12 protein-coding genes and 1 pseudogene are annotated in these 15,029 nt (G+C 61.3%); 4 read left to right on the plus strand and 9 right to left on the minus strand.

Annotated features, from left to right (window positions below; genetic code table 11):
• Nucleotides 1-55: 55 nt before the first annotated feature.
• The gene (locus tag KTQ42_RS23585) at nt 56-1,273 is read right to left on the minus strand and encodes an aminotransferase class V-fold PLP-dependent enzyme (protein ID WP_217348043.1); all 1,218 of its coding nucleotides are present in this window, start codon (nt 1,271-1,273) and stop codon (nt 56-58) included.
• Between the two features lie 221 nt (nt 1,274-1,494).
• Here KTQ42_RS23585 and KTQ42_RS23590 point away from each other — a divergent pair, with 221 nt between their 5' ends.
• Nucleotides 1,495-2,241, plus strand: a complete 747-nt coding sequence (locus KTQ42_RS23590; RefSeq protein WP_217348044.1) for a GntR family transcriptional regulator — start codon at nt 1,495-1,497, stop codon at nt 2,239-2,241.
• A gap of 607 nt (nt 2,242-2,848) precedes the next feature.
• On the opposite strand, the gene KTQ42_RS23595 is transcribed toward KTQ42_RS23590, so the two are convergent.
• The 4 genes from KTQ42_RS23595 to KTQ42_RS23610 all read right to left on the minus strand — a co-directional run bounded on the left by KTQ42_RS23595 (nt 2,849) and on the right by KTQ42_RS23610 (nt 6,929).
• Nucleotides 2,849-3,682: a cytidylate kinase family protein gene (locus tag KTQ42_RS23595; RefSeq protein WP_217348045.1), complete on the minus strand. Its 834-nt coding sequence runs from the start codon at nt 3,680-3,682 to the stop codon at nt 2,849-2,851.
• A 13-nt stretch (nt 3,683-3,695) separates the two neighbouring features.
• Nucleotides 3,696-5,225, minus strand: coding sequence for a tripartite tricarboxylate transporter permease (locus KTQ42_RS23600; protein ID WP_217348046.1), 1,530 nt, complete (start codon nt 5,223-5,225; stop codon nt 3,696-3,698).
• A 65-nt stretch (nt 5,226-5,290) separates the two neighbouring features.
• On the minus strand, nt 5,291-5,812 hold the full coding sequence (locus KTQ42_RS23605) for a tripartite tricarboxylate transporter TctB family protein (protein ID WP_217348047.1): 522 nt from the start codon (nt 5,810-5,812) through the stop codon (nt 5,291-5,293).
• Between the two features lie 91 nt (nt 5,813-5,903).
• Nucleotides 5,904-6,929 carry a tripartite tricarboxylate transporter substrate binding protein gene (locus KTQ42_RS23610; RefSeq protein ID WP_217348048.1) on the minus strand — a complete coding sequence of 342 codons (1,026 nt, stop codon included), beginning with the start codon at nt 6,927-6,929 and terminating at the stop codon, nt 5,904-5,906.
• Between the two features lie 35 nt (nt 6,930-6,964).
• On the opposite strand from KTQ42_RS23610, the gene KTQ42_RS23615 reads away from it, so the two are divergent.
• The 3 genes from KTQ42_RS23615 to frc all read left to right on the plus strand — a co-directional run bounded on the left by KTQ42_RS23615 (nt 6,965) and on the right by frc (nt 10,982).
• On the plus strand, nt 6,965-7,264 hold the full coding sequence (locus tag KTQ42_RS23615) for a hypothetical protein (protein ID WP_217348049.1): 300 nt from the start codon (nt 6,965-6,967) through the stop codon (nt 7,262-7,264).
• Between the two features lie 585 nt (nt 7,265-7,849).
• A complete protein-coding gene (gene oxc, locus KTQ42_RS23620; RefSeq protein WP_217347769.1) occupies nt 7,850-9,655 on the plus strand; it encodes an oxalyl-CoA decarboxylase in 1,806 nt (601 codons plus the stop codon).
• Between the two features lie 58 nt (nt 9,656-9,713).
• Entirely contained in the window at nt 9,714-10,982 is a 1,269-nt protein-coding gene (frc, locus tag KTQ42_RS23625) for a formyl-CoA transferase (RefSeq protein ID WP_217348050.1), read from the plus strand.
• 678 nt (nt 10,983-11,660) lie between these two features.
• Here the strand turns inward: frc and KTQ42_RS23630 are convergent.
• From KTQ42_RS23630 to KTQ42_RS23645, 4 genes and pseudogenes are all read right to left on the minus strand, one after another.
• Nucleotides 11,661-11,972 (minus strand): hypothetical protein, encoded by a 312-nt coding sequence (locus KTQ42_RS23630; protein ID WP_217348051.1) that lies wholly within the window; start codon nt 11,970-11,972, stop codon nt 11,661-11,663.
• A gap of 350 nt (nt 11,973-12,322) precedes the next feature.
• Entirely contained in the window at nt 12,323-12,565 is a 243-nt protein-coding gene (locus KTQ42_RS24175; RefSeq protein ID WP_349292196.1) for a winged helix-turn-helix transcriptional regulator, read from the minus strand.
• Between the two features lie 6 nt (nt 12,566-12,571).
• Nucleotides 12,572-13,717: a prolyl oligopeptidase family serine peptidase gene (locus KTQ42_RS23640; protein ID WP_217348052.1), complete on the minus strand. Its 1,146-nt coding sequence runs from the start codon at nt 13,715-13,717 to the stop codon at nt 12,572-12,574.
• Nucleotides 13,718-13,997: 280 nt separating this feature from the next.
• Nucleotides 13,998-14,500 (minus strand): annotated as a pseudogene (locus tag KTQ42_RS23645) (hypothetical protein).
• Nucleotides 14,501-15,029: the final 529 nt, after the last annotated feature.

Below are 15,029 nucleotides of genomic sequence, written 5' to 3' on the forward strand. Positions count from 1 at the left end.
TGCGTGTCCTGGTGTGTGCGTCGGGCCGTATGCCAGCCCTGTTTCAGGCTGTGGGTCAGGCCGCCTGTTTGCGTGCCTGCGCCTTGCCGGCCATCAGCTGCTCCATTGCGGCATTCACACCGCTGCCGGCCAGCGGCACGCCGGCGAGCTTGAGGCCCATCTCGCAGCCGGACAGCGTTGCCATCAGCGACAGGTCATTGGCTTCGCCCAGATGGCCGATGCGAAACATGCGGCCCTTTAGCTTGCCCAGGCCGGTGCCCAGCGACATGTCGAAGTTGTCGTAGATGATGCGGCGCACCTGGTCGGCATCGACGCCTTCCGGCATCACCACGCCGGTCAGGATGGGCGAATAGACATTTGGGTCGGCGCACTGGACTTCCAGGCCCCATGCGTGCACTGCGGCCCGGGCGGCGGCGGCCAGGCGCTGGTGGCGGGCAAACACATTGTCCAGGCCTTCGCCGAGGATCATCTCCAGCGCTTCATGCAGGCCGTACAGCAGGTTGGTGTTCGGGGTATAGGGCCAGTAGCCGGTCTTATTCATCTCGATGATGTCGGTCCAGTCCCAGAAGGCCCGCGGCAGTTTCGCGTTCCTGCTGGCGGCGATCGCTTTCTTCGACACCGCATTGAAGCTGATGCCGGGCGGCAGCATCAGGCCCTTCTGCGAGCCTGACACCGTGACGTCCACGCCCCATTCATCGTGACGGTAATCCGCCGCGGCCAGGCCGGAAATTGTATCGACCAGCAGCAGCGCCGGATGGCCGGCCGCATCGATGGCGCGGCGCACCGCGGCGATGTCGGAAGTGACGCCGGTCGAGGTTTCATTGTGCACGACGCACACCGCCTTGATCTGATACCCCGGGTCGGCCTTCAGGCGCGCCTCGATCTGATCGGCCTGCACGCCGCGACGCCAGCCCTCGATGCCCGGCAAGCCGAGAAACTCGGGCTTCAGGCCCAGCGCCTCCGCCATCTTCTTCCACAGCGTGGCGAAGTGGCCGGTCTCGTACATCAGCACATGGTCGCCAGGGCTTAGCACATTCGTCAGCGCGGCCTCCCATGCGCCAGTGCCGGAAGCCGGATAAATGATGACCGGCTGCTCTGTCTTGAAGATCTTCTTGATGCCTTCCAGCACCTTCAGACCCAGCGCGCCAAACTCTGGACCGCGATGGTCGATGGTGGGATAGCTCATCGCACGCAAGATGCGGTCGGGAACCGGACTCGGACCGGGAATCTGCAGGAAATGGCGGCCGGCGGGATGAAAGTCGAGGGTTAGCATGGGAGTCCTTTGTCTCTTCTTTTGAATTTTGAATACAAAATACTTTAACAGCGAGATGACCTGACGTAAACTGGTTTCTGCGATACGGCCTAACTACAAACATGATGAAGTGCACCGATTACCGCTGATTCATTAGTTTCCAATAAGCAGGCCAAGTCCGCCGGGATCCGCAGTTGACTTGCGGGTACTTCGGTTAAAATACCGCCACTCGGAGGTTTAGTATGCAAAATACAGATAACAATGCACTGGAAACGGGACGCGTGCTGGTCACCAAGGTGGAGCGTCAGCGGCTGCATGACACGGTGGTCAGCCACCTGCGCAACCTGATTATCGAGGGCGCGCTGGCCCCCGGCATGAAGCTCAACGAACGCGAACTTTGCGAAACCCTGGGCATCTCCCGCACGCCGCTGCGCGAAGCGATGAAGGTGCTGGCGGCCGAAGGGCTGATCGACACCTTTCCGAACCGCGGCGCCTTCGTTTCCCGCATGTCGCAGAACGAGATATGGGAAACCTTCGAGGTCATGAGCGGCCTGGAAGCGATGTCCGGCGAACTGGCCGCCGCGCGCATCACGCCGGTCGAGATTGCCGAGATCAAGGCGCTGCACTATGCAATGCTGGCCTGCCGCGCACAGAACGACCTGCCCGGCTATTACAGCCGCAACCAGACCATCCATAACAAGATTAATGAAGCCGCGCGCAATTCGGTGCTGCGCCAGATGTATCTGACGATGAACCGTCGGCTGCTGGCCTTGCGCTTCAAGTCTAACTTCCAGCCGGGCAAATGGGACAATGCGATCCAGGAACATGAGGAGATGATCAAGGCGCTGGAAGCGCGCGACGGCGCCAGGCTAGGCCATCTGCTGCGTCAGCATCTGATGGAGAAGCGGGATGCGGTGATCAAGGGCCTGGCCATGCCGGAAGCAGCGCTCGTCGAGCGGGAAGCAAGGGCATCGCCCGAGGCGGCTTGACACCGGACCTTTGAACAGAATTCGGAAAGGCTGACGGCTTCGGGGCAATGGTTTTCCGGGGGTAGCTTTCCGATAGGTTAGATAAGGATGGCCGGCAAGGTATTACGCTTTCCGGATAGTGGGTGTAGGGCGGGACGTGAAAGGTTCACCTTTCTTGCGTTGCGAGATGGTGGAGTGCGTCTTCGGGGATTCCATGTTACCAAAGCACCGGTGGCAGTTTCCATTGGATTACGCAAAGAGACGTTGCGGTTGCCATTGCATTACACGTAGCGACCGTTGTCGTTGCCGTTGTTTTTGAAGTGGCCGTTGCCGTCAGTTGCCGGTGAGCGCGCCCCGCTGCGCGGGGTACCGCTGACACGGGAACCCCACGCAGCGGGACGCCATCACCGGGTCCTTTTTTTTGATGACTTTTTTGGCGAAGGAAAGAAAGTAACCCGGCCGCCGGGGCGGACTCCCGGCTTGTCTCCACAGCAGTGCAACCGCATTGCATCACCCGGCAGCGCAGCACCGTCTAACCCGAGACCCAAACCGCCAGCACGATGAACAACAAACAAGAATGCCCGACCGAATCGCTTCAGCCGGGCATCCTATCCAACCAGCTACCTCCCTAATACTTCGCCGAAGTAAACCGCCGGGAAGTCGACATCACCCGCAACTGGTTATCCACCCCAGTTACCCCCTGCACCGCCGCCACGACCCGCTCTGCCTCGCTGCGCTCGGCATCGCTGATCACGATGCCATGCAGGCTGACCAACCCGCCGCGCGACTCGATCGTCACCTTGGTGTCGCGGGTGGCCTCGTTGTCCTTGAAGGCGGCGCGGATGCGCGCCGTCAGGGTCATGTCGGCCAACATCGCGCGCGATGCCTCGGTTTCCTGGAATTCCGGGCGCCGCGTCAGCTGCGTGATCAGTTCCACGCAGCTGGCCACTGACACCCGGTCGGTGTTAAGCACGAGATCGTACAGCAGCGGATCGCCCCAGGTAACGCCAAATTGCTGGTGCATGCGCGCGGCATGAGCCTCGTCGCTGCGGCGGATCTCATCCTCGGCAAAGCCGCGGTCGTCGGTGCCAAGGTTTTCCATCAGCCAGTCCACGCGATTCCCGAACGAGCGCGTGATGCGCACGCCCACCACATGCGGCACCGGCCGCAGCATGCAGGTGGCGCCCCAACCGCGCAGCACGATATTGCCCCTGTTGGCCAGCTCGAACACCTCCTCGGCCGAATACACGGCGATCTTCTGCCGATCGGTGGTGAGGCGTTCGACAATGCCGGCCTTGCCTTCGCGAAGGCGGCGGATCACGCTCTTGGGCATGTTCATCTTTTCCGAAAGGCGCTCCACCACTTCATGCCGCATGGTATCGAGCTTCAGGGAGTCGGCCAGCTGCATGCCGACATCCTTGGCAAGCGATCCCATTTCCTGCGTGATTGCGATGACAGGCATGACATCCTCCTGATCAGTCGACCGGCTGCTGCGCAGCCAGCGTGTTGACGGGCACTGGACGAATCTTCCTGATGACCAGGGAGATCAGCGGCCAGAACAGCAGGATCATCGCCAGCAGCGTGATGCCGCCCACCAGGAAGTTGGACCACATGATGGACAGCTCGCCCTGCGACACCAGCATCGCCTGCCTGAACGCATCCTCGGCCTTGTCGCCCAGCACCAGCGCAAGCACCAGCGGCGCCAGCGGATAGTCGAGCTTCTTGAACACATAGCCAATGATCCCGAACAGCAGCATGAACCAGATGTCGAGCATGGCGTTATGCACCGTGTAGGCGCCGATGGCGCAGATCACGATGATCACGGGTGCAATGATCGAGAACGGGATGCGCAGGATGGACGCAAACAGCGGCACGGTAGTCAGCACCACGATCAGGCCAACCAGGTTACCAAGGTACATGCTGGCGATCAGGCCCCAGACGAAGTCCTTCTGCTCGACGAACAGCAGCGGACCAGGCTGCAGGCCCCAGATCAGCAGGCCGCCCAGCAGCACGGCAGCGGTAGGCGAGCCGGGGATGCCCAGCGCCAGCATCGGCAGCAGCGCGCTGGTGCCGGCTGCATGCGCCGCGGTTTCCGGTGCCACCACGCCTTCGAGCTCGCCGGTGCCGAACTTGGCGCCGTTCTTGGATGTCTTCTTGGCAATGCCGTAGCTCATGAACGATGCCGGCGTGGCACCGCCCGGGGTGATGCCCATCCAGATGCCGATCAGCGAGCTGCGGATGTAGGTCATGAAGAACTTGGGCAGCTGCTTCCAGGTTTCAAGCACCACCTTGGGGCTGATCTTGGCCGACTTGCCGGAAAAGGCCAAGCCTTCTTCCATCGACAGCAGGATCTCACCGATGCCAAACAGGCCGATCACGGCGATCAGGAAGTCGAAGCCGCGCATCAGTTCGGACCAGCCAAAGGTCAGGCGCAACTGCCCGGTCACGGTATCCATGCCAACCGACGCCAGCGCAAAGCCAAGCGCCATCGATGCGAGGATCTTGAACGGCGACCCCTTGCCCATGCCAACGAAGCTGCAGAAGGTCAGCAGGTAGACAGCGAAGAATTCCGGCGGGCCGAATTTCAACGCGAACTTGGCCACCAGTGGCGCCATGAACGTGATCATCACCACGGCCACGAAGGCGCCCACGAAGGATGAGGTGAAGGCGGCCGCCAGTGCTTCGCCGGCCCGCCCCTTCTGCGCCATCGGGTAGCCGTCGAAGGTGGTTGCCACCGACCAGGGCTCGCCCGGAATATTGAACAGCACCGAGGTGATTGCCCCGCCGAACAGTGCGCCCCAATAGATACAGGACAGCATGATAATGGCAGAGGTAGGGGACATGCTGAAGGTCAAGGGCAGCAGGATCGCCACGCCATTGGCGCCTCCCAGCCCGGGCAACACGCCGATCAGCACACCCAGAATGATCCCGACAAACATCAGGACCGTATTCATCGGTGTCAGAACGACTGCGAAGCCATGGAACAGCGCGCTGATTTCTTCCATAACAAAACTCCTTTAATTCCGTTTTCACAGGCGCGCCCAGCAGGCCGCGCCGTGCCTGTTGGGGATCAGTAGCCGAGGAAACTCAGCGGATCGTACATCCCCTTGAACAGGGGTACCTTGAACCACACCTCGAACAGGCAGAAGAACAGGATCGCCACGGCCAGCGCCACGATCACGCTGCGCACCCAGGAGTACTTGCCCAGGATGACCATGAACAGCGCGATATAGATGGCGGACGCGACATAGATGCCGATCACCTGGATTGCCAGCACATAGACCGCAGCCGGTACCAGTACCGACATCACGCGCTTGAACTGCTCGCCATCGACGAAGATCTCGGTATTGCGGTTCTTGCCCAGCAGGGCCTGGTACAGCACGCCCAGGCCGGAGATGGCGGTGATCAGCCCGATATAGAAAGGGAAATAGCCAGCGCCTGGACCATCCGAAGTCCAGCCCGAGCCCAGCTTGCGGCTGCCGAAAATAACGACCAGGCCGGCGATCAGCACCAGCCCGGCGACGACTGCTTCAACGACATAAGTGGGAACGCCAGTGCGAGCGCCCTCGTCGGCTTCCTTGATTTGCTCCATTTGTATGCCCCGATAGAGTGATTGGACGGCGAAACCGGATGGGACCGGATGCGGGAAGGCGTTACCGCCATTGCCGCATCCCCAAGTCCCGTTACTGCACCAGGAAGCCTGCTTCCTTCATCAGGTCGCGATGCATGGTTTCGGTCTTTTCCAGCCACTGGGTGAACTCGGTGCCGGTCATCACCGTCTGGTTAAAGGCGCCCTTCTCCATGTAGTCCTTCCAGTCAGGCGTCTCACGGACCTTCTTCAGCAGGTCGAGATAGAACTCGGTTTGCTCCTTGGTCACGCCTGGCGGCATAAAGATGCCGCGCAACATGGTGTAGCTGGTGGGAATGCCGCCCTCCTTGCAGGTCGGGATATCCGCCCAGGACTGGGTCTCGGTCACCTTGGCCTTGTAGTCCATGCGCTTCTCGTCGAACACGCAGAGCGGGCGCAGCTTGCCGGCGCGCCATTGCGCCACGGCCTCGATCGGGTTGTTGACAGTGGAATCGACGTGGCCGCCCACCAGCTGCACAGCCACTTCGCCGCCGCCCTTGAACGGTACGTAGATGAACTTGGTGCCCACGGCCTTGCCCAGGCCGACGGTCAGAATCTGGTCTTCCTGCTTGGAGCCGGTGCCGCCCATCTTGGTCTTGTTGGGTCCGGCTGCCTTTACGCCTGCAGCAAAATCCTGCGCCGTCTTGTAGGGTGAATCGGCGTTGACCCACAGCACGAACTGGTCAAGCGCCATCATGGATACCGGCGTCATGTCGCGCCAGCTGAAGGGAACGCCGGTTGCCATCGGCGTGGTAAACAGGTTGGACAGCGTGATGACAATCTTGTGCGGGTCGCCCTTGGCGCCCTTGATTTCGAGGAAGCCTTCGGCCCCGGCGCCGCCAGACTTGTTAACCACGATCATCGGTTGCTTCATCAGCTTGTTCTTGACGATCACGCCCTGGATTAGGCGCGCCATCTGGTCGGCGCCGCCGCCGGTGCCGGCCGGCACCACGAATTCCACCGGTTTGGTGGGCTCCCATGCCAGTGCGGGCGCGCTCGCGAAGGCGGCAGCCACTGCCAGCGCGCACCCGGCAAATTTCAGTGAACCGCTGATGACCCTTGAATGCAATGTCTTACCCATTTCAGTCTCCGTCGTAGTTGTATTGTTGGACCAGCATGCTGCTGGCATTGCCGTTTGCCGCATTGGAATCTAACCGGCCTTGTTCGGATATTTTTCCGATTCATGGATGGGTACAAAAATACTGGACAACTTTGGAAAAAATTAAATTGACCGATGTCAATTTTCCAAATTTTCCCGGTGCAGATGGGATTACCAAAGCAGGGCCGGTATCGGCTTTCCGGGATAGGTCTCTGATACAGAAACCGCGTTTACTGTTTGGCTGCTGGGGCAGCAAAAACAACTCGTCAGGTAAAGGGGGTGTGCGGACCGAGCCGCCGCATCGCCAGCGGATATGACGGCAGGGACATGAGGGACCGAGCTATTCTGGTTTCTACTGTGTAACCGGGCTGATTCATGAACTTGGTCTCCTCGTTCAATGCGCGGCGGCCATGACAGCATGCTACTGTCTGCAAACCGCCCTTCCCGCTTGGCCGGCTTCCACAGCATCGAGTAGCAAGGATGCGATCCGTATTGTGGACTGCCGGTGATGTGCCTGATGGCTACTGGTAACCTGGCACTGATTCTCAAAGAACGCTCGCGCTTTCTCCTTGATCGCGGTTAAGTTTCCAAAATTCCGCAAATTTAACTGGGCGCCTGGCTTTCCCCACTTGCGCAACCGGTTGGCGGTAATTTATTTTCGCCCTTTGCTAACAGGCTTTTTTCTATGTCCCTGTACCTGCTTGCGGATTCTTCCTTGCCGGACCGCAGGCAAAAACTCATGTTGTCAAACTTGACCCTGGTCAATGAGAAAAAAGCCCGGCCGTCGCTATGATGGCCGCAACCTGACCCCGGGGCATCCTGCGGCGCGGGTCGGCAGACAAGCTGCCTGGCCATATCCCTTTATGGCGAGCGACACGCATAAAACATACAGAGGAGAACGCATGTCTTCAGTACTGAAAAAGACCGAGACCGACGAGACCACCCTGCTGAAAGAGCAGAGCCAGGAGGCAGGCCAGGCGCAGGGCGCGGACGTTGCCGAGCAGACCGACGGCTTCCACGTGCTTCTCGATGCATTGAAAGCCAATGACGTCGAGACCATTTACGGCCTGGTCGGCATCCCCATCACTGACCTGGCCCGCCTGGCGCAGGCCGAGGGCTTTCGCTTCATCGGCTTCCGCCATGAAGCCAATGCCGTCAATGCCGCCGCCATCGCCGGCTACCTGACCAAAAAGCCCGGCATCGCCATGACCGTTTCCGCACCCGGCTTCCTCAACGGCCTGGTCGCGCTGGCCAATGCCACCGTGAACTGCTTCCCCATGATCATGATCTCCGGCTCCTCCGAGCGCGAGATCGTTGACCTGGCCCAGGGCGACTATGAAGAGCTCGACCAGCTCAATGCCGCCAAGCCTTATGTGAAGGCCTCCTACCGCATCAACCATATCGAGGACATCGGCATCGGCGTGGCGCGCGCCATCCGCGCTGCCGTCTCCGGCCGTCCCGGCGGCGTCTATCTCGACGTGCCGGCCAAGCTGCTCGGCCAAGCCATGGATGCCGCCGCCGCCCAGCGCTCCATCGTCAAGGTGGTCGACCCGGCACCGGCCCAGCTGCCCGCACCCGACGCCATCGCCCGCGCGCTGGACGTGCTGAAGAAGGCCAAGCGCCCGGTCATCATGCTCGGCAAGGGCGCCGCCTATGCCCAGGCCGATGCCGACATCCGCGCCTTTGTCGAGCGCACCGGCATCCCGTATCTGGCCATGTCCATGGCCAAGGGCCTGCTGCCCGACAACCATCCGCAGGCTGCCATCGCCGCCCGCTCTTACGCCCTGAAGGAAGCCGACTGCGTCATGCTCATCGGCGCGCGCCTGAACTGGCTGCTCTCGCATGGCAAGGGCCCGACCTGGGGCGGCAAGGACCACAAGGACTGGGCACAGAAGAGCTTCGTGCAGATCGATATCTCGGCACAGGAGATGGACTCCAACGTGCCCATCGATGCACCCCTGGCCGGCGACATCGGCTCCACCGTCTCGGCACTGCTGGCCGCGATCGACCAGACCGGCTTCGACAAGCCCGATGCTGCCTGGACCGGCGCCATTGCCGAAAAGCGCGATGCCAACGTCGCCAAGATGGCCAAGACCCTGTCGGCCAAGTCCGCGCCGATGAACTTCATGACCGCGCTGTCGGCCATGCGCGATGTGCTCAAGGACAAGCCCGATGTCTACCTCGTCAATGAAGGCGCCAACACGCTGGATCTTGCGCGCAGCGTGATCGACATGATGGAGCCGCGCAAGCGCCTGGACTCCGGCACCTGGGGCGTCATGGGCATCGGCATGGGCTATGCCATCGGCGCGGCGGTGACCAGCGGCAAGCCGGTGGTGGCGCTCGAAGGCGACTCGGCGTTTGGCTTCTCGGGCATGGAAGTCGAGACCATCTGCCGCTACAACCTGCCGGTGACGGTGGTGATCTTCAACAACAACGGCGTCTACAAGGGTTGCGATGTCAACCCCACCGGCGGCGCCGACCCGGCCCCCACCGTGTTCGTCAAGGGCGCGCGCTACGACATGCTGATGCAGGCCTTTGGCGGCGAGGGTTCGACCGTGAACACGCCCGAGGAACTGTCGGCGGCGCTGGCGCAGGGCATCAGTTCGGGCAAGCCCACGCTGATCAATGTGGTCATCGACGAGAACGCCGGCACCGAGAGCGGACGCATCACCCATCTGAACCCGCAGAGCGCAGCCAAGAAGAAGTAAGCACGCAACGCATCCGAGCACACCAGAGAACAACCGAGACACTCAAGGAGATAGACACATGGACAAACCGCTGCAAGGACTCAAGATCATCGACTTCACCCACGTCCAGGCCGGCCCGGCCTGCACCCAGATGCTGGCCTGGTTTGGCGCGGACGTGATCAAGGTCGAGCGCCCCGGCGCCGGCGACGTTACCCGCAGCCAGCTGCGCGACATTCCCGATGCCGACGCGCTGTACTTCACGATGCTCAACTCCAACAAGCGCTCGCTGACGCTGGACACGAAGAAGCAAGAAGGCAAGGACGTGCTGGAGAAGCTGATCAAGGAGTCCGACGTGATGGTGGAGAACTTCGGTCCCGGCGCGCTGGACCGCATGGGCTTTACCTGGGAGCGCATCCAGGAACTGAACCCGAAGATGATCCTGGCTTCGGTCAAGGGCTTCTCCGAAGGCCATCACTATGAAGACCTGAAGGTCTACGAGAACGTGGCGCAGTGCGCCGGCGGCGCAGCCTCGACCACCGGCTGGTGGAAGGGCGAGAATTCCGAGCCGACGATTTCGTCGGCGGCGCTGGGCGACTCCAACACCGGCATGCACCTGGCCATCGGCATCCTGACGGCCTACATCGGCCGCCAGAAGACGGGCCGTGGCCAGAAAGTGGCGGTATCGATGCAGGACGCGGTGCTGAACCTGTGCCGGGTCAAGATGCGCGACCAGCAGCGGCTGGAGCGGGTGGGCTACCTGGAAGAGTATCCACAGTATCCGCACGAGATGGAAGCCTTTGCCGACAAGGTCACGCCGCGCGGCGGCAATGCCGGCGGCGGCGGCCAGCCGGGCTGGATCCTGAAGTGCAAGGGCTGGGAGACCGACCCGAACGCGTACATCTACTTCACGGTGCAGGGCCATGCCTGGGAGCCGATCTGCGACGCGCTGGGCAAGCCGGAATGGAAGACCGACCCGGCCTATACGACGCCGAAGGCTCGCCAGCCGCACATCAACGAGATCTTTGCCACGATCGAGGACTTCATCAAGGACAAGACCAAGTTCGAGGCGGTGAACGTGTTCCGCAAGTTCGACATTCCGTGCGCGCCGGTGCTGTCGATGAAGGAACTGCTGGTGGACGAGTCGCTGCGCAAGTCGGGCTCGATCGTGGAAGTGGAGCATCCGGTGCGCGGCTCGTACTTCACCATTGGCAGCCCGATCAAGTTCTCGGACCTGAAGCCGGAAGTGACGGCGTCACCGCTGCTGGGCCAGCACACCGACGAAGTGCTGGAAGAGCTGGGCTACAGCGCGCAGCAGATCGCTGCGATGCATGAGGCCAAGGCGGTGTAAGCAGCACCCTGCCCTATCTCCAGAATCGCGTCCGGCTTCCGACCAGGGGCCGGACGTTTTTTTATGCCGGACCATGCCTGGACTGCATGGCCTCCTCTCCTGCTCGATGCCGGCCAGTTGCAGGGAAAATGCCTTCTTCACCGTCTGCCCTGCAAGCCGCCCTTCCCGCCGCCGTCATAAAAGACCAACGCTGGGCCTTGTCGCGGCGCATGCCGCATCCTTCCCTGAACGGTGAGATACGCGGCGATACCGGGGCGCCGCTGCCCGAACCGGCAATACGCCTGCCATGCGGCGCACCTGACCGCCCTGTCGACCGTATCCGCCAATGCAGTCCTGCACGCCCTTTCAATCGTCCCCGTCCACACGTGCGTACCAGTCATCCGGCCATTTCTTCCCTTGCCAGGGCGCTTGGCGATTCGCCCAGCGCCCTGGCGATCCTGGCCAATGACTGGTCGACCAGTTCGCTGGGCCCGATCGATGCGTGGCCCAGCCATCTGCGGCTGGCCGCATCGCTGATGACCGCTCGCCTACGGCAATGGCGCAAAGTTACATCGTGTAGTAGCCCAGTCGATTATGTCCCGCGGCGGATCACCTCATCCGGCAGGACTTGATTGACGACCAAGGGTGATCGAACAGATGCTGGAACGCGGCCATCCGCTTCCATCTCTCTGGTCGATCTCACCTTGCGCCGAGCTGCTCTTCTTTCCTTCTCATAGCGGGGATCATGTCCCGGTGCGCGTCCGACTGGTAAGCAGCCTCGGGATAATCGTGCCTGCTGCCCGAGACGCCCAGTATTTCCAGACGAAGCAGGTGCAGATCCTTCAGGACTTCCTGCATAGTGGTAAGCAGGATGGACTGGTTTGTGGTTTCGTATTTCTGCGAGGCCATCGCCGCCATCCGTTCCTTCAAGCTGCTTATCCTTTGGTTCAGCTCATCAATTTGGCGGTCCAGCGTGATCAGGTCGGTTTGCTCGCCTAATTTCTCAGTCATGTCTCTCTTCCCCGGATGTCGTAATTAATTACCCAAATATTGCCGTATAACCACTAAAGCGGCGCACTCCCGCTATTGATGTTCCTCAAGAAAGCGGCGCGCGCCACGAGAAAGAAGGATGCAGGTCGAGGCAGCCGACTGCACTTGCGGCGGTGGCTGCCTTAGTGCCGCACTGGAAGGAGGATAGGCAAGGATGCGTGGACTTCGGCTTTCGTCGGGCCTGACGACACGAATAGGGCGTGTCCCTATCCGTGCTCAGTGACTTCACCGATGGCCACCGCCTTGATTTCCGTACCTTGCTCGGCATCGTAGAAGCGCACCAGCTTGCCGTGGCCTCGCTACTGCGGGCCCTAGGCGCCGATCATGAAAAGCACCGGCAAAAAGGCCTGCCCGGCAGCGGTCAACAGGCATTCCTCAAACGGCGGATGTGCCGAGGACCGCCATTTTTCCAGCACTCCCTCCTCCGTCAGCATGGACAGACGCCGGGTCGGGATGGTCGGTGCAATGCCCAGGCTCTTGCTGAACTGGTCTAAGCGCGTGAGGCCCGTATGGGCATCGCGCAGGATCAGGCGGCGCCAGGCCGCACCCGACAGGGAAGTTCATGGCCGGCCGGTTACCCGCTGCACCATCGAATAAAGCACTGACATCTGCAAGCCGCTCTTGAGCGCATAGTTCGGATCGACCTGGTTGGAATATCCCCACCAGTCGAAGCATGCATTCGGATTGGTCGGATCCGGTGCAGAGGAGGCGACGGTGTCCGGATACACCACTACCAGCCTGTTCGTATCCGCCCATTCATTAATGCCGGCCTGGGTGACCCAGCGGTTTCCGATGCGCGCCGCCTCCTGCTTGCAGCCATGCAGCGCGAGCACCAGCCCGCACGGCTTTCCCTGCTCGCACGCCCTCGGCACGAACACGCTGCCGGTAGGGCTCATCGACACCCTGGGCGACGCGCCAAATTCGGTTTGATCAAATGTATACAGCGTTCCCGACAGCTTGCCGTTGTTACGGGCATTCAGCGTCCCGATAAACATCGTCAGCCAGGTTTTCACGGAGTCATAGGCCATGCCATTGATCTGGCAATTGACCATGAAAGGGCTTCCAAGCGTGCCGCAGGCGAGTTCGCCGTCAGGCGATTCCCAGCCGTGCGCGGCCGGGAATTGATTGTCGAATTGGACCCTGGCGCCGTATCGCGTGTATTGCGCGTCGAGGTCGGCCATTTCAAGCGGATTGACGACTGTGTCCTGCGTGCCGGACCAGAGATAGACAGGCTGTCCCATCAAGTTGGAAGACGGGTCGATTGTCCCGAGGGACGACTGCAGGTCAAGGTAGGCGACAGACGCCGCGAGCGTGCTGTTGTAAGCCGCCTCATTCGTCGGTAGCGTCTGCCCGCCGCAATTGGCCAGGGCTGTTGCGGCACCGCCGGTGCCGGCGCACCAGTACACGCCGCCAGCATAGATCGCCGCCCCCTTGAAGGTCGCCGAGTGGGCCACATGCATCTGCACCGCGGCGAAGCCGCCGGATGAAATACCCGCGACAAAAACCTTCGCCGGATCGATCTGATAGCGCTGGAGTTTGGCGATAGAGGACTTGGCCGAGGTGGCGGCCAACCTCACTGGCTGCGCAGATATCGCCGAGGCACTTGTCACCGTGCCGGAAGCATTGTCCCCGCCCCCGCACCCGGCAAGACCCATCGCCAGCAACGCTGGCAACAACCACCGTGAGGTCAATCTGATCGCTGTCATTTTCGTTTCCTCGATAAATCGGGACGAAACGATCCTAGCACCACCTTCCCGCGCCCTAATTGTCCGGGCGCATGGGTCTTTTGCATGGCGTGCGACAAAAAAGCGGCCACTTGTGCGCACCGCCACAAGCTTATTGGCGAAGAAGGAAACCCTTGAAACGTGACTGCCGCGCAGGGTGATGCTCGACACCGCATGCCACGCCGTGCGCGCTGGACAGCCAGGTGCTCGGCACGCAGCGCGGGCCAGGCAGGGGCGCATTGCCCACCGCCGCAGGCAAACGTCACTTCAGCTTCTCATCCTCGCTCTTGGCTTCGGCCATGGCTTCAGGCTCAAGCTTCTCCGCCATGCCGTTCATGCGAATGAAGTAGCCCCAGGCCGCAAGCAGCATGCCGACTGCCATCAGCAGCACCGCCGCATGACAAGCTGTGTGGGATCCTAGTGCAGGGCCTTGAAGGTCGCGACCAGGCTTTCGATGGCAAGCGCAACGATGACTACAACGAAGAAGTGCGACAGAAAGCGCCTCACCCGAGTTGGCGCGCTGATGTCGGCATCGCGTATCACCTCTTCTTCCAGGATCGTTTCCGCAATCTGTAGCGCCACCACGGCCGCGGCGACCAGGCCTACCGCTTCGATGATGCCCAGCGCCACAGCGCTGTCGAAACCGGCTGCCACGGTATTCCAGCCCATGCGGGCGCCAATAGCGATCAGGAGCAGGGCCGCGCATGCGAACAGCAGCGCCATCGCGCAGTGCACGAATCGGAAGAGGTTCTGGATGAGCTTCATGGGCTAACGATGGCATAGGGGATGCGATACCACTTTGCCGCAACCGGCCTTCAAGGAGGGAATATGACCATTCGGTCGTCTTGCCTTACTGACCCGCCGCGTAACGCCTTTCGCCTGCAAGCGCTGCTGCGCTGTCTTGGTTTGCTCGCCGCATCGACTAGCCTGTATGGCGGCGCCGCAAGCCTGTGTTAAAGCGATTGTCTGAAACCTGGCCGCCGCCATAACCTTGCACAAGCGGCTGGCCTGATGGCTGGTGCAGTTGATTATCAATAGGCCGCAGGAGTGCTACCTGCTATGCAGCATGCCTTCGCTTGCCTAGTTGACTGATTGGAGCGCAGCCAGAGTCGAATTGCTCGGCGCACATCGTAGGGCTATTTATGCACAATGGCGGCTGCATAGCCCGGATAAGCGGGTCCAGGTACATCGCCATGGTGCTGCTCGTGTGAATGGAGGCGCTCCGGCCAGCCACGGCAAACGAAAAAAACGGCGGGCGCTAACGCGTACCGCCGCAAGGGGCATCGTCGGGATG

The organism is Noviherbaspirillum sp. L7-7A, from assembly GCF_019052805.1.
Lineage (GTDB): Bacteria > Pseudomonadota > Gammaproteobacteria > Burkholderiales > Burkholderiaceae_D > Noviherbaspirillum_A.

What these genes read in the sequence shown, in the direction of transcription:
- KTQ42_RS23585 (WP_217348043.1), bottom strand. Translation starts at nt 1,273, where the DNA reads ATGCTAACCCTCGACTTTCATCCCGCCGGCCGCCATTTCCTGCAGATT.
- KTQ42_RS23590 (WP_217348044.1), top strand. Translation starts at nt 1,495, where the DNA reads ATGCAAAATACAGATAACAATGCACTGGAAACGGGACGCGTGCTGGTC.
- KTQ42_RS23595 (WP_217348045.1), bottom strand. Translation starts at nt 3,682, where the DNA reads ATGCCTGTCATCGCAATCACGCAGGAAATGGGATCGCTTGCCAAGGAT.
- KTQ42_RS23600 (WP_217348046.1), bottom strand. Translation starts at nt 5,225, where the DNA reads ATGGAAGAAATCAGCGCGCTGTTCCATGGCTTCGCAGTCGTTCTGACA.
- KTQ42_RS23605 (WP_217348047.1), bottom strand. Translation starts at nt 5,812, where the DNA reads ATGGAGCAAATCAAGGAAGCCGACGAGGGCGCTCGCACTGGCGTTCCC.
- KTQ42_RS23610 (WP_217348048.1), bottom strand. Translation starts at nt 6,929, where the DNA reads ATGGGTAAGACATTGCATTCAAGGGTCATCAGCGGTTCACTGAAATTT.
- KTQ42_RS23615 (WP_217348049.1), top strand. Translation starts at nt 6,965, where the DNA reads ATGCTGCTGGCATTGCCGTTTGCCGCATTGGAATCTAACCGGCCTTGT.
- oxc (WP_217347769.1), top strand. Translation starts at nt 7,850, where the DNA reads ATGTCTTCAGTACTGAAAAAGACCGAGACCGACGAGACCACCCTGCTG.
- frc (WP_217348050.1), top strand. Translation starts at nt 9,714, where the DNA reads ATGGACAAACCGCTGCAAGGACTCAAGATCATCGACTTCACCCACGTC.
- KTQ42_RS23630 (WP_217348051.1), bottom strand. Translation starts at nt 11,972, where the DNA reads ATGACTGAGAAATTAGGCGAGCAAACCGACCTGATCACGCTGGACCGC.
- KTQ42_RS23640 (WP_217348052.1), bottom strand. Translation starts at nt 13,717, where the DNA reads ATGACAGCGATCAGATTGACCTCACGGTGGTTGTTGCCAGCGTTGCTG.